Annotated in this window: 21 protein-coding genes; 9 read left to right on the top strand and 12 right to left on the bottom strand. The window is 71.9% G+C overall.

Annotated elements, in window-relative coordinates; translation table 11 throughout:
* Positions 1–95: 95 nt before the first annotated feature.
* From DFJ66_RS10155 to DFJ66_RS10125, 7 genes are all read right to left on the bottom strand, one after another.
* Complete coding sequence (locus DFJ66_RS10155) at positions 96–1,427, bottom strand: LLM class flavin-dependent oxidoreductase (protein WP_121220166.1); 1,332 nt, start codon at positions 1,425–1,427, stop codon at positions 96–98.
* Positions 1,424–2,167 (bottom strand): ABC transporter ATP-binding protein, encoded by a 744-nt coding sequence (locus DFJ66_RS10150; protein ID WP_121220164.1) that lies wholly within the window; start codon positions 2,165–2,167, stop codon positions 1,424–1,426. Before DFJ66_RS10150 ends, DFJ66_RS10155 begins: the two co-directional genes overlap by 4 nt.
* Entirely contained in the window at positions 2,143–3,021 is an 879-nt protein-coding gene (locus tag DFJ66_RS10145; RefSeq protein ID WP_121220162.1) for an ABC transporter permease, read from the bottom strand. Before DFJ66_RS10145 ends, DFJ66_RS10150 begins: the two co-directional genes overlap by 25 nt.
* Entirely contained in the window at positions 3,018–4,076 is a 1,059-nt protein-coding gene (locus DFJ66_RS10140) for an ABC transporter substrate-binding protein (protein ID WP_121220160.1), read from the bottom strand. The genes DFJ66_RS10145 and DFJ66_RS10140 overlap by 4 nt, the downstream gene beginning before the upstream one ends.
* A gap of 11 nt (positions 4,077–4,087) precedes the next feature.
* Positions 4,088–4,567, bottom strand: coding sequence for a flavin reductase family protein (locus DFJ66_RS10135; protein WP_121220157.1), 480 nt, complete (start codon positions 4,565–4,567; stop codon positions 4,088–4,090).
* Positions 4,567–5,523, bottom strand: a complete 957-nt coding sequence (locus DFJ66_RS10130; RefSeq protein ID WP_211351055.1) for a TauD/TfdA dioxygenase family protein — start codon at positions 5,521–5,523, stop codon at positions 4,567–4,569. Before DFJ66_RS10130 ends, DFJ66_RS10135 begins: the two co-directional genes overlap by 1 nt.
* A gap of 97 nt (positions 5,524–5,620) precedes the next feature.
* Positions 5,621–6,760 (bottom strand): ROK family transcriptional regulator, encoded by a 1,140-nt coding sequence (locus DFJ66_RS10125; RefSeq protein ID WP_121220152.1) that lies wholly within the window; start codon positions 6,758–6,760, stop codon positions 5,621–5,623.
* 257 nt (positions 6,761–7,017) lie between these two features.
* On the opposite strand from DFJ66_RS10125, the gene DFJ66_RS10120 reads away from it, so the two are divergent.
* From DFJ66_RS10120 to DFJ66_RS10085, 8 genes are all read left to right on the top strand, one after another.
* Positions 7,018–7,878 (top strand): patatin-like phospholipase family protein, encoded by an 861-nt coding sequence (locus DFJ66_RS10120; RefSeq protein ID WP_425471111.1) that lies wholly within the window; start codon positions 7,018–7,020, stop codon positions 7,876–7,878.
* On the top strand, positions 7,875–8,330 hold the full coding sequence (locus DFJ66_RS10115; RefSeq protein WP_121220148.1) for an SRPBCC family protein: 456 nt from the start codon (positions 7,875–7,877) through the stop codon (positions 8,328–8,330). Before DFJ66_RS10120 ends, DFJ66_RS10115 begins: the two co-directional genes overlap by 4 nt.
* 105 nt (positions 8,331–8,435) lie before the next feature.
* A complete protein-coding gene (locus DFJ66_RS10110; RefSeq protein WP_121220145.1) occupies positions 8,436–9,266 on the top strand; it encodes an esterase/lipase family protein in 831 nt (276 codons plus the stop codon).
* 65 nt (positions 9,267–9,331) lie between these two features.
* Entirely contained in the window at positions 9,332–11,683 is a 2,352-nt protein-coding gene (locus DFJ66_RS42585; protein WP_170199246.1) for an RHS repeat domain-containing protein, read from the top strand.
* 107 nt (positions 11,684–11,790) lie between these two features.
* On the top strand, positions 11,791–12,726 hold the full coding sequence (locus tag DFJ66_RS10100; RefSeq protein ID WP_121220143.1) for a hypothetical protein: 936 nt from the start codon (positions 11,791–11,793) through the stop codon (positions 12,724–12,726).
* A gap of 73 nt (positions 12,727–12,799) precedes the next feature.
* The gene (locus DFJ66_RS10095) at positions 12,800–13,414 is read left to right on the top strand and encodes a phosphatase PAP2 family protein (protein WP_121220141.1); all 615 of its coding nucleotides are present in this window, start codon (positions 12,800–12,802) and stop codon (positions 13,412–13,414) included.
* A 46-nt stretch (positions 13,415–13,460) separates the two neighbouring features.
* Positions 13,461–14,216, top strand: coding sequence for an enoyl-CoA hydratase/isomerase family protein (locus DFJ66_RS10090; protein ID WP_121220139.1), 756 nt, complete (start codon positions 13,461–13,463; stop codon positions 14,214–14,216).
* A gap of 21 nt (positions 14,217–14,237) precedes the next feature.
* Positions 14,238–14,816, top strand: a complete 579-nt coding sequence (locus DFJ66_RS10085) for a hypothetical protein (protein WP_121220137.1) — start codon at positions 14,238–14,240, stop codon at positions 14,814–14,816.
* A 1-nt stretch (position 14,817) separates the two neighbouring features.
* Here the strand turns inward: DFJ66_RS10085 and DFJ66_RS10080 are convergent, their stop codons facing one another.
* The 4 genes from DFJ66_RS10080 to DFJ66_RS10065 form a co-directional block, all read right to left on the bottom strand.
* Positions 14,818–15,099, bottom strand: coding sequence for a DUF4235 domain-containing protein (locus DFJ66_RS10080; protein WP_121220135.1), 282 nt, complete (start codon positions 15,097–15,099; stop codon positions 14,818–14,820).
* Positions 15,096–15,584, bottom strand: coding sequence for a DUF3618 domain-containing protein (locus tag DFJ66_RS10075; RefSeq protein ID WP_121220133.1), 489 nt, complete (start codon positions 15,582–15,584; stop codon positions 15,096–15,098). Before DFJ66_RS10075 ends, DFJ66_RS10080 begins: the two co-directional genes overlap by 4 nt.
* A complete protein-coding gene (locus tag DFJ66_RS10070) occupies positions 15,581–15,985 on the bottom strand; it encodes a phage holin family protein (RefSeq protein ID WP_121220131.1) in 405 nt (134 codons plus the stop codon). Before DFJ66_RS10070 ends, DFJ66_RS10075 begins: the two co-directional genes overlap by 4 nt.
* A 65-nt stretch (positions 15,986–16,050) precedes the next feature.
* Positions 16,051–16,863 (bottom strand): alpha/beta fold hydrolase, encoded by an 813-nt coding sequence (locus DFJ66_RS10065; RefSeq protein WP_121220129.1) that lies wholly within the window; start codon positions 16,861–16,863, stop codon positions 16,051–16,053.
* An 81-nt stretch (positions 16,864–16,944) separates the two neighbouring features.
* Here DFJ66_RS10065 and DFJ66_RS10060 point away from each other — a divergent pair, with 81 nt between their 5' ends.
* Positions 16,945–17,949, top strand: coding sequence for a sigma-70 family RNA polymerase sigma factor (locus DFJ66_RS10060; protein ID WP_121220127.1), 1,005 nt, complete (start codon positions 16,945–16,947; stop codon positions 17,947–17,949).
* A 190-nt stretch (positions 17,950–18,139) separates the two neighbouring features.
* Here the strand turns inward: DFJ66_RS10060 and trxA are convergent, their stop codons facing one another.
* Positions 18,140–18,502: a thioredoxin gene (gene trxA, locus DFJ66_RS10055; protein ID WP_121220125.1), complete on the bottom strand. Its 363-nt coding sequence runs from the start codon at positions 18,500–18,502 to the stop codon at positions 18,140–18,142.
* Positions 18,503–18,587 lie beyond the last annotated feature (85 nt).

Here is an 18,587-nt window from a genome sequence, read left to right as displayed (position 1 = left end):
ATCAGTGCGATCGAGGGTGCAGGGAGATCCAGAGCAGGAACAGTCTTGTTCTTCCGCCGCGCGTCAGCCGCCCGAGCCGGCGCCCTGGGGTCGGCTCACACCGCGGCCAGCGCGAACTGGTTGGCCGGGCGCGGTAGGCCGTAGTGGTCGCGCAGGGTGGGGCCGGTGTACTCGCGCCGGAACAGGCCTCGGCGTTGCAGGATCGGCACGACCTCCGACGCGAACACCTCCAGGCCGGACGGCAGCACCGCGGGCATGATGTTGAAGCCGTCCGCCGCGCCCTCTCGGTACCAATGCTCGATGGTGTCGGCGACCTGCTCCGGCGTGCCCGCGAACGTCTTGTGCCCGCGTCCGCCGCCCAGTCGCCCGATCAGTTCCCGCACGGTCAAGGACTCCCGCCGCGCCAGCTCCACGATCAGCGTGTACCGCGACTTGGCGCCTTCGATTTCGTCCTCCGTCGGCAGGTCGGCCGGCAGCGGGCGGTCCAGGTGCAGGGTCGACGGGTCGACGCGCAGGGTCTTGGCCAACTGCTCGCGGGCGTACTCGGGCACGATCAGCCGGTCCAGTTCGGCGTCGGCGGCCCGCGCCTCGGCCTCGGTGGACCCGATCACCGGCACCAAGCCGGGCAGGATCTTGACGTGGTCGGGGTCGCGGCCGGCCGCGCGTGCCCGGTCCTTGACGTCGGCGTAGAACGCCTTGGCCTCGGCCAGGGTCTGCTGCGCGGTGAACACCGCTTCGGCGTGCCGGGCCGCGAAGTCCTTGCCGTCCTCCGACGAACCGGCCTGCACCAGCACCGGGTACGCCTGCGGTGAGCGCGGCAGGTTGAGCGGTCCTCGGACGCGGAAGTGCTTGCCCTCGTGGTCGATCGGGCGCACGCGGTCGGCCTCGGCGTGCACGCCCCGCTCCTTGTCGGCCACGATGGCGTCGTCGTCCCACGAGTCCCACAGCTTCTTGGCCACCTGCAGGAACTCGTCGGCCCGCTCGTAGCGCTCGACGTGCGCCGGTTGCGACTCCAGGCCGAAGTTGCGCGCCGCGTCGTCGCCGGCGGTGGTGACGATGTTCCAGCCGGCCCGGCCGCCGCTGACGTGGTCCAGCGAGGCGAACCGCCGGGCCAGGTTGAACGGGTCGTTGTAGGTGGTGGACGCGGTGGCGATCAGGCCGATCCGGGACGTGGCGCGGGCCAGTGCGGTCAGCAGGACCGTGGGTTCGAGCTTGCCCGACGGGCGGCGGCCGACTTGCCCCCACAGCACCGGCGAGTCGGCCAGGAAGACCGAGTCGAACTTGGCGTCCTCGGCGATCCTCGCCAGTCGCTCGTGGTACTCGATGCTCAGGTGCCCGTGCGGGTCGCTATCCGGCAGCCGCCAGGACGCCTCGTGGTGACCGGTGTCGTGCAGGAACAGGTTGAGGTGCAGGCCCGGCGGGGTCACGGTGTGGCTCCTTCGGTGATGGCCGGCGCGTGGATGCCCAGCGCGTGCAGCAGGCGGTCGCGGTGGGACTGGAACAGCGGGTCGCGGTGGGACCGGGGTGCGGGCAGGTCGACGTGGACGTCCAGCCCGATCCGGCCGCGCTCCAGCACGACGATCCGGTCGGCGAGATCCACGGCCTCGTCCACGTCGTGGGTGACGAGCAGGACGGCGGGGCGGTGGCGTGCGCACAGTTCGCGCAGCAGGTCGTGCATCTTGATGCGGGTCAACGCGTCGAGCGAGCCGAAGGGTTCGTCGGCCAGCAGCAGCGCGGGTTCGCGCACCAGGCAGCGGGCCAGTGCCACGCGTTGCTGCTCACCGCCGGACAGCTCGCTGGGCCACGCGCGTTCCCGTCCCTCCAGTCCGACCTCGGCCAGCGCGCGGCGACCGCGGTCACGGGCACCGGGCAGGCCCAGCACCACGTTGTCCAGCACGCGCAGCCACGGCAGCAGCCGCGAGTCCTGGAAAGCGACGGAAACCTCCCGCGGCACCCGCAGTTCGCCGCTGCCCTCGACGTCGTAGTCCAGGCCCGCGATGGCCCGCAGCAGCGTGGACTTGCCCGAACCGCTGCGCCCCAGCAGCGCTACGAACTCGCCGGGCGCGATGTCCAGGTCGAGGTGGTCCAGCACGGCCCGGTCGCCGAAGCGCCGCACCAGGTCCCGCACCACGACCGCGCTGGTCAGCTGGTCAGCGTCCGCCGCCACGACAGCACCCTCCTCTCCACGAGCCGCAGCAGGGCGTCGGAGGTGAACCCGAACAGCCCGTAGACGACCAGGCCCACCAGGATCACGTCGCTCTGCCCGTAGGTCTGGGCCTGGAACATCAGGTAGCCGATGCCACTGGTGGCGTTGATCTGCTCCAGCACGATCAGGAACAGCCACGACCCGGTCACGCCCAGCCGCAGGCCCACGAAGAACCCGGGCAGCGCACCGGGGAACACCACCTTGCGCACGAACTGCCCGCGCGAGAGCCCCACCACCTCCGCCAGCTCCACGTACCGCTGGTCGATGCCGGTCAGCGACGCGTGGGTCTGGATGTAGAGGGTGATGGCCACACCGGTCGCGATGACGACGACTTTGAAGCCCTCGCCGATGCCCAGCCACAGGATCAACAGCGGGATCAGGCCCAGCGCCGGGATCGCCCGCTTGACCTGCACGGTGCCGTCGATCAGCGCCTCGCCGACCCGGCTCAGCCCCGCCGCGACGGCCAGCGCGGTGCCGACGACCGCGCCGAGCAGGAAACCCAGGCCGGCCCGCCGCACGGACGCCAGCACGCTGTCGGGCAGCTTCCCGTTGGCCACCAGCTCGATCCCGGTCTCCACCACCGTCCAGGGCGCGGACAGCGCGCGCGGGTCCAACCACCCGGCCGCCGACGCCACGCTCCACACGAGCACCACCAGCAGCGGACCGGCGGCCCGGCCGTAGGGGATGGGCTTGCCGGGACCCAGCCTCCGCCGCCGCGGCGCGGTCGGGGCAAATGCTGTCGTTGGCGCGATCGGCGTGGGTGCGGTCGTGGTGGGCGCGGCGGCACGGGCCGGCGGCGGAAGCGTGTGCGTCATGGCTTGCTCCGGTACGTGTCGGGGACGGATTCCGCGGCGAGGTGCTCGAAGCGGCGGTCGAACAGGTCGGCGGCCTTGACCCGGGGCGTGAACCCGCCCTGGGCGAGCAGGTCCGCGGTCTCCTGCTCCCACTCGACCGCCTTGTCCCAGCTCGGCGGGAAGTACGGGCGGGGGATGGACTTGACGATCCGCTGCCCGTCCGTGGCGGTCACGTTCTGGTCCTTGACGTAGTAGTGCTCGATCCACTGCTCGGGGTGCTCCCACGCCCACACCTGCCCGCGCGTCCAGAACGGGATGAACGCGCGGATCGCGGCGGACTTGGCGTCGTCCTTAAGGACCGACGTGGGCGCCCAGAGCACGGTCAGCAGGTCGACGGCGGTCATGTCGATCGTGCGCGCGCCGTCCTTGCCGTACTGGCTCAGGTACTTCGTGGTGCTGGGCTCGGCGAGCACGGCCACGTCGACCTGCCGGGACTGCAAAGCGGTGAGGAACTGCGGGCTGGTCAACGGGATCAGCTCGACATCGTCGTTCTTCCACCCCAGTTCCTTGATCGTGCGCAGCACGACCACGCCCTGCGCCTGCCCCTGGGAAAACGCGATCTTCTTGCCCTTGAAGTCCCGCAACGACTTGATGTCCGTGCCGGGCGCGGTGGCGAACTGGTAGGTCGGGGTCTCCCGGTGCGCCACCGCGACGATCTTGGCGTCGAGGCCGATCGCGGCGGCCTGGATGGGCGGGATGCCCGCGTTCGACCCCAGGTCCACCGACCCGGCGCGGAACGCCTGGATCACGTCGGGACCCGCGGTGACGTTGGGCCACTCGGGCACCTCGAACGGCAGCTTGGCCAGCTCTCCGGACGCTTCGAGCTGCTTGAGCGTGGTGCGGATGGAGATGTTCAGCTTGGTGCCGGGCGGGATCGTCGTGGGCAGCGGTCCGGCGGGTGCCGGACCGCCCGCGCCGCCGGCGGGCGCGCAGCCCACGACGCCGAGCGCCCCCACGCCCACCAGTCCGGCCAGGAACGAGCGCCGGCGCAAGACCGACGTGGATGGCTGTGTCATCAGAGGTCTTCCTAGATCGTGTGGTAGCGGCCGTCGTGGTAGAGCAGGGGCCCGGTGTCCTCGTGCAGCACGGTGTCCACCACGCGGGCCAGGACCAGGTGGTGGTCGCCCACGGGGATCAGCGACTCGACCTCGGCGCGCAGCCACCCGGCCACGTCGTCGAGCACCGGTTCGCCGCCCGCGAGCCTGCGCCACCTCGTCGGGGTGGCGAACCGGTCGAGGCCGCTCGTCGCGAACCGCCGCGCGAGCTCTTCCTGGTGCGCGCCCAGGAAGTGCACGACGACGGAGTGCGCCTCCCGCACGTGCGGCCAGCTTGAAGAAGTCGTGGAGATGCCGAAGGACACCAGCGGCGGTTCGGCGGAGACCGACGTCAGCGAGGTGGCGGTGAAGCCGACCGGTCCGTGCTCGGAGTCGGTGGTGATGACCACGACCCCGGCCGGGTGCCGTCGGAACGCCGCGCGGAACGCCGACGAGGGCAGCACGGCGGTCATCAGTCGACCTTGACCGTGTGCTCGGAGGTGAAGGGCTTGCCCGCCACCAGTTCCGACTCGCGGCCGTCCGGCCCGACCGGCACGTCGCCGATGAGCGTCACGCGGTGCAGGCGGCGCTCGACGTCGAGGTGGTCCAGGTCGCGCGGCGCGAGGTGGGCGGTGGCGCGGTTGTCCCAGAACGCCACGCTGCCCGGCTCCCAGCGGAACCGCACGGTGTACTCCGGGCGGGTGATCTCGGCGTAGAGGAGGTCGAGGACCGCCTTGGACTCGCGCGGCGACACGTCGACGACGTGGCTGGTGAAGCCGGGGTTGACGAACAGCGCCTTCTCGCCGGTCTCCGGGTGGACGCGGACCACCGGGTGCACGGCCACCAGCAGGTTGTCGTTGACCCGCTTGGCGTAGGCGTCGCTGCCGGTGCCGGTGGCCCCGCCGTAGCGGTGCTCGGCCCGCAGCCCGTCCACGAAGGACTTGACCGGCGCGGACAGGCCCTCGTAAGCCGCGACCAGGTTGGTCCACGTCGTGTCGCCGCCACGCTCGGGCACGGTCTCGGCGCGCAGGATCGACCCGGACGGCGGGTTCACCGCGGCCGTGACGTCGGTGTGCCAGCCGGAGAAGTAGCTGTACTGGCGGCGCCGCACCTGCTTGGTGAAGTCCGCGCCGTAGCGCTCCTCGTAGCGGCGCGGGTCGATGGTGAAGATCTCCGGGAAACCGCCGGGAGGGGCGTCGTCGTGCGGGTGGGCGTAGGTCAGTTCGCCGAATTGGCGGCCGAACGCGATCTGGCTCGCGTGGTCGAGCTCCTGATTCCGGAAGAACACCACCTTGTACTCGTTCAACGCGTTCTTCACCAGGTCGAGGGTGGCCGCGTCCAATGGTCGGGAAATGTCGATCCCCGAGATGTCCGCGCCGATGTGGCCTGCCACCGGGCGCACCGAAACCTTGTTCAGGGTAGCCGTCACTGTTGACCCCTTCGCAGGTCAGAATGGGTTTTGGGGTAATCACAGTTTCGCCCGGCATCGGGCTGAGGTCAATTTTGCGATTCGGTGAATTAACTGATCAGGCGCACAGGTCGAGCGGGCTGCCGTAAATGGCGTCCAACACCACCGAGCCGGCGGCGACGCTGAGCACATCGCGCCCGAAACTCGTCGGCACGACGTCGGTGGCCCGGTCGCCGACCTGTGCGCGCACTTCGGCCAGGCATTCCGGGAAACCGATGACCCCGGCCTCGGTGACCACCAGCACTTCGGGGTTGATCACGTCCAGCAGCAGCCCGGCGGCCCGGCCGACGTGCCTCGCCCGTTCCCGCAGCAGGGACCGGGCGTCGGAGTCGTGCTCGGCCCTGTCGAGGAGCAGGGGCAGGGACGGTTCGGGGATCAGCCCGGCCCGCGCCGCCCGCTCGGCCACCGCGCGGTCGGACACGGTGGCCTGGAGACACCCGCGTCGGCCGCAGGGGCACTCGGCGGTGCTGCCCTCCAGTCGCAGGTGCGCCACGTCGCCGGACGCCGAGCGCGGCCCGTGGTGCACCGTGCCGCCGGTGGCGATCGCCGCGTCCACCACGTTGCCGACGAACAGGTGCACCAGGCTGAACCGGGTCCGCTGGTCGCCGAACAGCTGCTCGGCGCGGGCCAGTGCCCGGCTGTGGCTCTCGACGTGCACGGGAAGTCCCAGTGGTGCCAACGCTTCCCGCGCGGGCACGTCCCGCCAGCCCAGTTGGCTGTGCCGGACCACCAGCCCGCGCTCGGGGTCCACCCAGCCGCCGGTCGCCAGGCCGATGCCCAGCGGCGTGCGGCCGGCGCGGGTGGCTTCCAGGAAGGCCGGGAACCGGTCCAGGACCCGGCCGAACACCGCCTCGGGCGTGCGCTCGCCGTGCGGCTCCCGCTCCTGGTGCAGCACGCGACCGCGCAGGTCCATCAAGGACAGGGTCGTGTGCGGGACGGCGATGTGCACCCCGCACACCGCGAACCGGTCCACGTCGATGTCCACCGGGATGTGCGGCCGACCCACGGTGGCCCGCGGCACCCGCCGCTCCTGCACCTCGCGCAACAGTCCGAGGTCGGCCAGTTCGGCGTACTGCCGGGTGACCGCGGCCGGCGACAGCCCGGTCAGCCGCGCGATGGTGCTGCGGGCGACCGGACCGTTGTCCAGCACCGAGCGCAGGACGGTCGCGGCGGTCGAGGTTCTGCGGCGGGTGTGCATGGGTGTGTCCCTCCCGTGCTTGTGTCCACAGTGGACTGGTCAAGCGGGCACGGCACACATCGCGCTCGCCTGTCGTCGGAAGTCGACGTGGCGGCGCGTGCACAGCACGGATGCCTGGGACATGGCTCGATGCTGGCACCCCGGCCGACGTCCGGCCAAGGGCGTTCGGATCGTGGGAAGGGCTGGTCGACCCGCCACCGGCGTGCCACGCGGGAGGACGGGTGGCGTCCTGGAGGTCGTGCGACGATGCGGGTGTGATCGAACTTCCGGGTCCCGTCGGGTTCGTGCTGGGCGGCGGGGGCAGCTTGGGTGCGGGGCAGGTCGGCATGTTGCGGGCGCTGGCCGAGCGCGGGGTCGTGCCGGACCTGGTCGTCGGCACGTCCGTCGGCTCGGTGAACGGCGCCCTGCTCGCCCTCGACCCGGCCCACGCCGCCACCCGCCTGGCCGAGATCTGGCACCACATGACCCGCGCCCGCGTGTTCCCCGGCGGGCTGCTGGCCCAGGCCCGCACCCTCCGGCAGCACAAGACGCACCTGTTCCCCAACACCGGCCTGGCCGAGGTGCTGGAGTTCGGGCTGGGCGGCGCCGCGGACTTCGCCGCCCTGACCCTGCCCTTCGGCGCGGTCGCGGTGGACTGCGTGACCGGCACGGCGGTCACCCTGACCGAGGGCGACCTGGTGTCGGCGGTGCTGGCCAGCGCCGCCATCCCCGGCATCTACCCGGCGGTCCACCGCGAGGGCCGCGTGCTCTACGACGGCGGCGTGCTGGCGAACGTCCCCATCCGGCAGGCGCTGGCGATGGGCGCGCGGTCGCTGGTGGTGCTGGACTGCGCGTTCCCCGGCCACCTGCCGACCGTGCCCGCCACCCTGGCCGAGACCCTGCTGTTCTGGGCCACGCTGGGCATGCGCAACCAGGCCGTGCTGGAGGTCGAGCTGGCGGCCACGCAGGTCCCGGTCCTGTACCTGCCCGGCCCGCCCGTGCAGCCGGTGACCCCGCTGGACTTCGGGCACACGGCCGAGCTGGTGGAGGCGTCTTACGCGGCCTCGTCGGCGTTCCTGGCCGGGGTGCGCATCGACGGTCCCGGGCTCTACGGCCACCCTTCCGGAGCGGCGACATGACCTACTTCGAAGCGACCACCCACATCGCGGCCCCGCCACAGCGCGTCTTCGACGTGTCCCTGGAGGTCGAGACCCACACCGCGTCCATGGCCGGCTCGGGCGAACGCGCGGTCGCCGGCGTCACCAGCGGCCGGCTCGGCCCCGGCGACACCGTCACCTGGGAGGCCAGGCACTTCGGCCTGCCGTGGCGGATGACCTCGCGGATCACCGTGCACGAACCCCCGGCGCACTTCGTGGACGAGCAGGTGAGGGGACCGTTCCGCCACTGGCACCACGCCCACCACTTCACCCCCGACGGCCGGGGCGGCACGGTGATGCGCGACGTCATCACCTTCGCCGCGCCGCTCGGGGTGCTGGGGCGGGTGGCGGAGGTGCTCGTGTTGAACCGGTACATGCCCCACCTCATCCGGGTGCGCAACGAGCACGTCAAAGCCATCGCCGAGGCCGGCTGAGCGCGGGCGATACCCGGTTGAGACGTATCCGGGGCTGGTGCGAGCGGTTCTTGAGAAACATCATGGAAACTCGGGGACAGCTCGACGACGAGCGGGGGAGGCGCCATGTCGGCACTACCGGAGGTCCCGCCGGACGAACCCGCAGCCCTCGACGCCGCGCCCGAGGTTCCCGGTGCCGCGTCCCCGGCTTCGAGTGGTGCGCCGAGTCTGCTGTGGTACCTGACCGAGCCGACCCGGGCCGTCGTGGACATCGGGCAGTTCGCCGCCACCCGGTCCCTCCTGCGGGCCGCGCCCAGCGGGGACGGGCACACCGTGCTGGTCCTGCCCGGTCTGGGTGCCGCGGACGGTGCCACCGGGATGCTGCGGAAGTTCCTCGCCGGGCTCGGCTACGACGTCCACGGCTGGGGTCTGGGGCGCAACATCGGGCCGTCCGTCTCCGTCGTCACCGGGATGCGCTCGCTGCTGGACGAGTTGGCCGCGGCCGGCCCGGTCAGCCTCGTCGGGTGGAGCCTGGGCGGCATCTTCGCCCGCGAACTGGCCCGGGAGACGCCCGAGCTGGTGCGCCAGGTCGTCACCCTCGGCAGCCCCTACGCGATGACCGACCTCCGGCAGACCCGGGTCAACCCCGTCTACCAGCTGCTGGCCCGCTTCTACGTGGCCGGCGCGGACCGGCCGCCGCCCGAGCACACCCGGCCGCCCATCCCGGTGCCGGCGACGTCGGTCTACTCCCGCTCGGACGGGATCGTGGCGTGGCGGACGTGCATCGAGGAACCGGGGCCGCGCCGGGAGAACGTGGCCGTCGCCTCCAGCCACCTCGGCTACGGCTACAACACGACCGTGTGGTGGGTCGTCGCGGACCGTTTGGCGCAACCGGTGGACGACTGGCGGCCGTTCACCCCTCCGCCCGGTATGGCGAAGCTGTTCCCGGCTCCCTGAAAGCCGGGACAGAACCGTTGTCCCCCAGGGAAACTCGACGTACCGACCCTATCCCGAGGGGGGACATGAGATCGTCCGGAAGACCCGTGCCCGCCGCGTTCCTCGCCGCCGCCCTGGTCGGCGGACTCCTCCTGGCCGTGCCCGGCACCGCCGCCGCGGCCCAGGACCCGAACTCCGCCCTGCTGAGCCCGACCCGGTGGCTCGGCACCGACTCCCGCACCCCGTTCCGCGCCACCACCACGGGCGACGCCCGAGTCGGCTCGTGGCGTGACGAGAGCGGCCTCCACCACATCGGCAAGTCCTACTTCACCTTCGACCTGTCCCGGTTGCAGGGCACGACGGTGTTCACCGCCACCCTGACCACTCACGAGACCTCGGTGAACGACTGCGCCAAGCCGCGCGCGGTCGAGCTGTGGAGCACCGACCCGCGCGGGACGATCACGTGGGCGTTCCAGCCGCGCGAGCTGGTCAAGGCCCCGGGCCCGGCCGCCGGCGCGCCGTGCGCGAACCCGTGGCTGTCCTGGGACCTCGGCGAGATCGTCAAGGGGGCCGTCGCCGAGGGACGCACCTCCTTGACGCTCGTGGCCCGCATCGCCCGCGATTTCCAGGGCGACGTGGCGTACGGCCGCAGCCTGTCGACCCGCCCGGAGCTGAACGTCACCTTCAACTCACCGCCCGGCACGCCCACGGACCTCAGGGTGGGGAACCAGTCCTGCGCCGAACCGATCGTCACCTCCTCCCGGCGACCTCGCGTCGCGGCGGTGGTGTCGGACCCGGACGGCACGCGCGGCCTGGAGGCGCGGATGGCGTTCTGGCCGGTCGACGCCCCCGATCAGCGCGTCGAGCACACCGCCTCCGGCGATGGTGGCGTGATCGGCGGGTACTTCCCCGAGGACATGGTGCAGGACGGCCGGCAGTTCGCCTTCGCCGCGCGCACCGAGGACGGCCACGCGACCTCCGAGTGGACCGCGCCCTGCGTGATCACCGCCGACTTCACCGCGCCCGCGAACGCGCCCACCGTGACCTCCACGGTCTACCGGGAGGACGCCGGCCCGCCCGGTGACGGTGGCGAGGGCATCCCGGGCGACTTCACCTTCAGCGGCGACGGCGACCCGGACGTGGTCGCGTTCGACTACGAGGGCATCGGCATCGGCGGCGCTCGGGTGGCGGCCGACCGGCCGGGCGGGTCCGCCACGATCACCGTGACGCCCACGACAGACGGCCCGGTATCGGTCGAGGTCGTCGGCGTGGACCGGGCGGGCAACCGGTCACCGCTGCGCTCCTACCGCTACTGGGTCGGCACCACCGCGCCGCGGGTCAGGATGCCGATCTTCGAGGTGGGCGTGCCGCGGGACATCGTGTTCACCGCGACCCAGCAAGGGGCGACGGCGTTCTGGTACACCATGGACGACGGCGAGGCGCAGCAGGTGGCGGTCGGACCTGACGGCACCGCACGAGCCACGTTCACCTTCTACGCGGCCGAGAACGACCGGCACGTCCTGAAGGTCTGGACGGTGAACGGCACCGGTTTCCGGTCGGGGATCACCGACCGGGACTTCTACGTCGTGCAGTACGAGCCGACTGTCTACGTCGACCGGTACGACCTGGTGGTCGGTGAGAAGGTGGTCGTCGTCGCCGAGCCGTTCTACGAGCGGGAAGGCGTGCACGCCTACGTCTTCCAGGTCGGGGACGAGCCCGAGGTGGTCGTCCCGGTCGGGGCGGACGGGTCGGCGCGGTACGAGTACACGACGACCCGGACGGGGTTCCACCGCGTGCGCGCGGCGAGCCTGAACCGGTCGTCCGTGCGCTCGGGCTGGGGTGAGGACTACTTCACCGTCACCGCCCCGGGTCCGGTCGTGTCGAGCACCGACTACCCGTCCGGCCGGGAGAGCGGCGGTCCGGGCGTGCCCGGCACGTTCACCTTCGCGCCCTCGCCGCGGCTGCCGGTGGCGGAGTACCGGTACGAGTTCAGCGACGGGCAGCAGGGCAAGGTGCCGGCGGGTCCGGACGGCCGGGTGTCGGTCCGGTGGACGCCCAAGGCGCCCGGCTTCCAGTGGGTGCGCGTGACGGGCGTGACCGCGACCGGGGTCGAGACCGAGCGCGGGTCCTACTCGTTCCCGGTGAAGTCGTCGCCGCCCACCCTGACCAGCCCGCAGTACCCGGAGGGCGGGCCGTCGACCGGCCGGGTGGGTCAGCCGATCGAGTTCGTGGCGACGCCGAACGTGGCCGGGTCGCACGAGGTGGTCTGGAGCGCGCGCTTCGGCGCCGAACAGGTCGTGCCGGTCGGCGCGGACGGGACGGCGAGGTTCACCTACACACCGACCTCCCAGGGGAACCTCGACATCGCCGTGTCGAGCCGGACGCCCGACGGGACCGTGTCGGGTACGGGTTACCGCAGCTTCTACGTGTCCCCGTAAAGCTCATCTGATCAACGCCTTGCGTTGGTCGCCGCTTCACCGCAGGGTTCCGCGTGGCCCGTTGGCTCTGCCGACGGGCCACATCCCTGTCAGGAAGGTGGAGCACCTTGTCCCCTGCACGCAAAGCCGCTGCGGTCCTGCTGACCGCGGCAGCGCTCACCGCGACCCTCACCTCGCCCGCGTCCGCCGCGACCGACGCCGAGCTGGCGTTCCACTGGGCACCGGTCCACTACCAGGACACCGACTCGTCCGACTACGACGCCGACTACGTGTCCACTGTGGACTTCGACGGCGAGTGGAACACCCTGAACAACTGGGAGAGCCAGGACGACACCGTCTCCCGGTTGACCGGCGCCGCGTACTACTCGGTGGTGGAGACCTCGACGCACTGGTTCCTGGTCTACAGCTTCTACCACCCGCGCGACTGGGAGGACTTCCCGGACCCGTTCGGCCAGTACACCCACGAGAACGACATGGAAGGTCTGCTGGCAACCGTGCGCAAGGACGGCACGGTGTACGGCAAGCTCGAAGCCGTGGTCACGGTGGCGCACAGCGACTTCTACTCGTACGTGCCCGCCGGCAGCACCTTCACCAGCGGCCGGGAGAGCGTGGACGGCACGCTGCTGCTGCAGGACGGCCGGCCCACCACGCGGCAGGAAGCCAAGGGGCACGGCCTGTACGCGTGGAACGGCACCGAGTTCCCCGGCGGCGACGGCGTGGTGTACGTCCCGTCGACCACGGGTGAGGTGCCCTCGGGCGGCAACGACCGTTCCGTCGGCTACCGCCTGGTGGACTCGTTCGCGTCCGGCGGCCTGTGGGCGCGGCGCAACGACTCGACCACCTACGCGAGCTGGGGCACCTTCCGCGGCGACAACGGTAAAGACAACGCCGCAAATACGGCATGGGGCTGGGACGACGGCAACGACGGCAGCGACGTCCCACGCGGCCTGCTCGCCACCGACCCGGCGTACCTGGTGTCGGTGTACTTCGCCAACCGGGGGACCTTCAGCCTGACCTACACCCGCAACGCGTACCGCCAGTAGTCCCGTCACACGGCCCGGTGGTCGTGGGCGATCTTGCCGTCGCCCGCGGCCACCGCGCTTTACGCTGCGCTGCATGGCCATCTCCACGCCGCCGTTACTCGCCCGAGTGGTGACGGAGCTGCTCGCGCCGTGGGTGCTGGTGCTGAGCCTGCCGCTGCTGGTGGCCTGGCACGCGACCGGCGACCCGGTGGCGACGGTGGTGTGGGGGACGGTCGTCGGGGTGTGCGGGTCGGTGATCCCGATGCTCGTGGTCGTGCGCGGCGCACGGCGGGGCCGGTGGCAGGGCCACCACGTGACCAACCGCGAGGGCCGCCTGGTGCCGCTGTTCACGTGCGCTTTGTCGTTGGGCGTCGGGATCGTGCTGCTGGTGTGGGGCGGCGCGCCGCACCGGATGCTGGCGCTGGCGGTGTCGATGTTCCTGAGCCTGCTGGTGAGCATCGGGGTGACGTTCCTGTGGCCGGTGCCCGGCGGGCGGGGGTGGAAGATCTCGGTGCACGCGGCCGTGGCGTCCGGGGCGCTGGCGGTGCTCGTGGTGACGTTCGGGTGGTGGACCCTGGTGTTCTCGCCCGCGGTGGCGCTGGTGGCGTGGTCGCGGGTGGCGCTGCGGGACCACACGGTGGCGCAGGTCGTCGGCGGTGTCGCGATGGGACTGGTGGTCGGCGGGTTCACGTTCTGGTGGCTGACGTGAGGGCGGTCACGGGGTGCCTGTGCTCTTGGGGCCTTACCCTCCGGTGATGACGCTGAGGTTGGACACGTCCGGGCCGGTCGCGACACTGACCATCGACCGCCCCGCCAAGCGCAACGCCATGAGCTACGAGATGTGGTCGGCCCTGCCGGGGCTGATGGCGACCGTCGCGGCGGCCCCCGAGGTGCGGGTGCTGGTCGTGCGGGGCGGCGAGCACTTCTCGGCGGGCGCGGACATCAGCGAGTTCTCGACCCTGCGCGCTGGCGCTTCCGGGGCGGCTCGGTACAGCGAGGCCGTGCACAACGGGGAGCGGGCCATCGCCACGCTGGGCAAGCCGACGATCGCGGCGGTGAACGGGTTCTGCGTGGGCGGCGGGTGCGAGATCGCGCTGGCGTGCGACCTGCGCATCGCTTCTTCCGGGGCGCGGTTCGGCATCACACCCGCGAAGCTGGGGATCGTGTACAACTTCACGTCCACCAAGCAGTTGGTCGACGTGGTGGGTCCGGCGTGGGCCAAGCAGATCCTGTTCAGCGGCGAACTGATCGACGCGGCGACCGCGTTGCGGATCGGTTTGGTGAACGAGGTGCACGACGACCTGGACGCGCGGGTGAAGGAGCTGTCGGAGGTCATCGCGTCGCGGGCGCAGGTGAGCGTGCGGGGGGCGAAGGAGATCGTCAACCGGGTGACGGCGGGGCAGGTGGAGGAGGACGCGGCGGTGCAGGCCCTGTACGACGCGGCCGTGCACAGCGCGGAGTACGCGGAGGGCGTGGCGGCGTTCCTGGAAAAGCGCACGCCGAGGTTCTGACCGCGGACCTACGCTGAGCCGGTGTTGGTACCCGTGATCGAGGACTCCCGGTCGCAGAGCTTCGGGTTGTGGCCGGTGTCGGAACCGGCCCGGTGGCTGGTGCTGGGGGCCGCGATGACGGCGGATCAGGTCGGGACGGCCCTGTACTGGGTGCTGTCGGGTTGTGCGGACCGCGAGCCGCCGGCCGACCTCCCCGCGGCCGTCGAGCGGGTCATCACCGCCGACGACGTCGTGGTGGCGGGCGGGCTGGTGGTGCGCGGTCCGGGGGTCGTGGTCGAGCCCGGGTGCTGCTGCGGGCTGGAGGACTGGCGCGACTGGACGGACGTGGCGCGCGGCGAGATCCCCTACCTGGGCCACGACCCGTCACCCCAGCCGGAGTTCCTCGACGGCGTGGTGCGGGTGTGGGTGGACGAGGACCGGCGCCAGGGGTACGTGGACGTGGAACAGGTCGCGCTGCCGGGCCTTCTGGAGTCCGCGCAGCGCGACCTGATGGCGTTCCTCGACCGGACGCGGGCGTGGGCGGAGCGGTATGCACCGGGGCGGGCGGCCGAGTTGGTGGCCGCCCTCGACCGGCTGCTCCACGTCACCGGGCCGCTGTGAGCTACTTGTCCACGTCGCCCGTGTCGCCGGGCCACTCGCCGGTCAGCTTGTCGTAGCCGGTGGCGCCGCCCCGGTCGATCGCGGCCTTCACCAGGCCGAAGATCGCGCCCTGGACGGTGGCCGCCAGCAGGACCTCGCCCCACCCGCGGTCCTTCTGGGTGGCGGTCGGTGCGACCTTGTCGCCGCTGATCAGCTTCCACACCTGGGCGAACAGCCGCGACGCCGCCAGGCCGCCCAGGACGCTGAACAGCATGCCCAGCGGTCGGTACAGCAGTTTGTTCATGACCTGCCCCTCACCAGCCGCCACAGCACCAAGACGGCCGCAGCCGCCCCGAGCGCCAGCGCGGCCGGGTGGCGGCGGACCTGCTCGGCGACCGGTTGCGGCAGGGCCTGCACGGCCCGGTCGGTCACCTGGGAGGCCTGCACGGTCACCTTCGACGCCGCCTCCTGCGCCTTCTCCGCGGCCACGGCGGCGGCGGTGTTGACGCGTTCCGCGACGGTCGCGGCCTGTTCCTTCACCTGCACCGCGCTCTGCTGCGCGGTCTCCTTCACGCGGTCCGCACCCTGCTGCACGGTGTCCTTCACGCGGTCCGCGCCCTGTTGCGCGCTGTCCTTCACCTGGTCCACCTTCTCGTGCGCCGCCTCCTTTACCCGCGCCGGCACGTCGGCCTTGTGCACCAGCGCTTCGACGGTGTCGCCGAGGTCGCCGCGCGTCCGCTCGATGTCGGCGCGCAGTTCGGCGGGGTTCTGCGGGTTGTCCTTGCTCATCGGTGCGCCCTCGCCTTCACCTGGGAGATGTCCCGCTTGACGCTCTCCGCGGCCTGTTCGGGGATGGGCGGCGTGCCCCGGTCGATCTGCCTGCGGCCGATCAGGGCGAGCACGCCGGCCACCGCGAACACCACGCCGGCGACGACGAGCGCCGCGCCCCACGCGGGCATGACCAGCGCCAGCGCCAGGATCGCCCCGGCGATCAGCGCCATCACGCCGAACCAGGCCAGCACCCCGGCACCGCCCAGCAGCCCCGCGCCGACACCGACGTGCTTGCCCTTGTCCTTGACCTCCGCGACGGCGAGCCTGATCTCGTCCCGGGCCAACCGGCTGACCTGTTCGGACAGCCGGCTGACCAGCTCGGCGGTGGACGGGTCGCGGTCGCTGGCGACGTGGTTCATGGGCCGTCTCCTCTCATCGGCCCAGGACTACCCACATCACGCACGGTGTACGCACACCGGACACGTCACAGCAGCGGGCGCAGGCGCTCCACGAACGGGGCAGGGTCCTCCGCGAACGCGACGTGCCCGCCGGGGAACATCGTCGGCTCGACGCCCAGCGCGGCGGCCAGCGCCCGCGAGGTCCGGTCGCACAGCTGGCCGGTCGACTCCTCGCCGAGCCCGACCAGGACCCGCGTGGACGTCGTCCGCAGCACGTCCAGGTCGGGCACCCACTGGGTGGTCGGCAGCAGCATCCGGGCGTTCTGGTACCAGGCGTCGGCGGCGGCCTGCGGGTCCTGTTGGGCGGCGGCCATGTGCTCGACCACCTCGTCGGGCAGGTGGATGTTCGCCACTGCGAGGAACTTCTTCCACGCGCCCAGCACGTCGCCGGCGAGGTGCGTGGCCACGATGTCCTCGGTCTTGACGCGCAGCTCCTCCCGGTCGTCCAACAGCTGGTCCAGCGGCGGCTCGTGCGCGATGACGGTGTGCGCGGCGGACGGGTGGTGCTGCGCGAGCGCCAACGCGCTGACCGCGCCACCGCTGGACCCGAACACCGCGGCAGGGCCGGTGCCGACGTGCTCGACCAGCCGGCGCAGGTCGTCGGCGCGCAGTTCGGGCGTGGAGTCGCGGTCCCGGTCGTCCACCGCGCTGCGCAGGATGCCGCGCGGGTCGGTGGTGAGCACGGTGTGGTCGGCCGCGAGCAGGTCGGCCATCGGCTCGAACGCCCGCGCGTCCATCGGCGCGCCGACCAGCACGACCAGCGGCCCGCTGCCGCGCAGCTCGTAGTGCAGGGTGGCGTCGTCCACGCGGAGCGTGTCGGCGGTGACGGTGTGGCTCATCGGGGTTCCTCCGAGTCGGTGAACCGGCTGTTCCGGCGTTCGGAGAGGGGTGACTCCCGGCGCGGGGCAGAATCGTCGCTCGTGAGCGAGGTTCCTGTTCTCGAGCCCGGCGACCCGGACGTGGCCCGCGCCCGATCGGGCGACCACGAGGCGTTCACCCGCCTGGTGGAACCCCTGCGGCGCGAGGTCCACGCCCACTGCTACCGCATGCTCGGGTCCGTCCACGACGCCGACGACGCCCTGCAGGAGGCGCTGCTGCGGGCGTGGCGCGGGTTCGGGCGGTTCGAGGGGCGGTCGTCGGTGCGCAACTGGCTGTACGCGATCTCGACCAACGCGTGCCTGGACGTGGTGGAGCGGAGGGGCAGGCGTGCCCTGCCGGTGGACCTCGGCCCGGCGAGCACGGAGGTCGGCGAGCACGTCCCGCGCACGGACGTGGCGTGGCTCGGGCCGTACCCGGACGCCCGGTACGAGCAGCGCGAGGCCGTGGAGCTGGCGTTCGTCGCGGCTTTGCAGCACCTGCCCGGCAACCAGCGCGCGGCCCTGCTGCTGTTCGAGGTGCTCGGGTTCACCGCCGCCGAGATCGCCGACGTCATGAAGACCACCGTGACCAGCGTGAACTCGGCCCTGGCGCGGGCACGGAGGGTGCTGACGGCCAAGGTCGGCGGGCCGGCCGGACTGCCCGCGCTGAGCAAGGTCCAGGACGCCCGGGTCCGCGAGGTCGTCGCGGGGTACACCGCCGCTCTGGAGCGCGGCGACGCGGACGCCTTCGTGGCCCTGCTCACCGAGGACGTCACGTGGTCCATGCCGCCGATGCCGCACTGGTACCGGGGCCGGGAGTCGGTGATGGACTTCGTCTCCCGCGTGCCGATGACCACCTGCGGGGCGTGGCGACACGTCGTGACCAGCGCGAACGGGCAGCCGGCGGTGGCTTGCTACTTGCGCCGGGAGGGGGAGGACCGGCACGACGCCTGGTCCATCACGGTGCTGACGCTGCGGGACGGCCTGATCGCCGAGCTGACGTCCTTCATCGGCGACGACCACTTCAAGCTGTTCGCCCTACCCCTCAGCCTGCCCGCTACCTCCTAGCCGCGTGCGTGCCGACACCGCTTCGGCCGCCTCCGCCCCACGATCCTGTCGGTCCCTCGTGGGACAATGGGATCGGGGGCCGGAGGCCGGCGGGCCTGCGCCTGCAGGCGGGTCGCAGCGCGAGCGGAGCCGCGCGAGCCGGGCGTACGGGGCCGAGTCGACTCCCGCTACCCGCGCCGACTGGTCGCGGTCAGGCCTGCTGCTCGGCGACCTGCTTGCGGACCTCGTCCATGTCGACCTTGCGGGCCTGGTCGATCAGGTCCTCCAGGGCCGCCTCGGGCAGGGCACCCGGCTGGGCGTAGAGCACGACGCCGTCGCGCACGATCATCAGGGTCGGGATCGACCGGATCTGGAAGGCCGCCGCGAGCTGCTGCTGGTCCTCGGTGTCGACCTTGCCGAACACGATGTCCTGGTGCTTCTCGGCCGACCGCTCGAACACCGGCGCGAACTGCTTGCACGGGCCGCACCAGTCCGCCCAGAAGTCCACGAGGACCAAGTCGGAACCGCCGACCACCTCGTCGAAGTTCTGCGTGGTCAGCTCCACCGTCGCCATGGGTTCTCCTCGCCTCGACTCGGGGGTTTCGCCCCCGGTTACCCGGGTCAACGCGCGCGCGAACCCCGAGATTCCATTCAACAAC

Origin of the sequence: Saccharothrix variisporea, from assembly GCF_003634995.1 — a bacterium.
In the GTDB taxonomy this organism is placed as follows: Bacteria; Actinomycetota; Actinomycetes; order Mycobacteriales; family Pseudonocardiaceae; genus Actinosynnema; species Actinosynnema variisporeum.
This window is presented reverse-complemented; position numbering and strand designations above follow the sequence as displayed.

Coding starts and splice junctions, on each gene's coding strand:
- DFJ66_RS10065 (WP_121220129.1), bottom strand. CDS start 16,863: ATGAGCCACACCGTCACCGCCGACACGCTCCGCGTGGACGACGCCACC.
- DFJ66_RS10135 (WP_121220157.1), bottom strand. CDS start 4,567: ATGACCGCCGTGCTGCCCTCGTCGGCGTTCCGCGCGGCGTTCCGACGG.
- DFJ66_RS10140 (WP_121220160.1), bottom strand. CDS start 4,076: ATGACACAGCCATCCACGTCGGTCTTGCGCCGGCGCTCGTTCCTGGCC.
- DFJ66_RS42585 (WP_170199246.1), top strand. CDS start 9,332: ATGAGATCGTCCGGAAGACCCGTGCCCGCCGCGTTCCTCGCCGCCGCC.
- DFJ66_RS10070 (WP_121220131.1), bottom strand. CDS start 15,985: ATGAACCACGTCGCCAGCGACCGCGACCCGTCCACCGCCGAGCTGGTC.
- DFJ66_RS10095 (WP_121220141.1), top strand. CDS start 12,800: ATGGCCATCTCCACGCCGCCGTTACTCGCCCGAGTGGTGACGGAGCTG.
- DFJ66_RS10080 (WP_121220135.1), bottom strand. CDS start 15,099: ATGAACAAACTGCTGTACCGACCGCTGGGCATGCTGTTCAGCGTCCTG.
- trxA (WP_121220125.1), bottom strand. CDS start 18,502: ATGGCGACGGTGGAGCTGACCACGCAGAACTTCGACGAGGTGGTCGGC.
- DFJ66_RS10075 (WP_121220133.1), bottom strand. CDS start 15,584: ATGAGCAAGGACAACCCGCAGAACCCCGCCGAACTGCGCGCCGACATC.
- DFJ66_RS10115 (WP_121220148.1), top strand. CDS start 7,875: ATGACCTACTTCGAAGCGACCACCCACATCGCGGCCCCGCCACAGCGC.
- DFJ66_RS10090 (WP_121220139.1), top strand. CDS start 13,461: ATGACGCTGAGGTTGGACACGTCCGGGCCGGTCGCGACACTGACCATC.
- DFJ66_RS10110 (WP_121220145.1), top strand. CDS start 8,436: ATGTCGGCACTACCGGAGGTCCCGCCGGACGAACCCGCAGCCCTCGAC.
- DFJ66_RS10145 (WP_121220162.1), bottom strand. CDS start 3,021: ATGACGCACACGCTTCCGCCGCCGGCCCGTGCCGCCGCGCCCACCACG.
- DFJ66_RS10125 (WP_121220152.1), bottom strand. CDS start 6,760: ATGCACACCCGCCGCAGAACCTCGACCGCCGCGACCGTCCTGCGCTCG.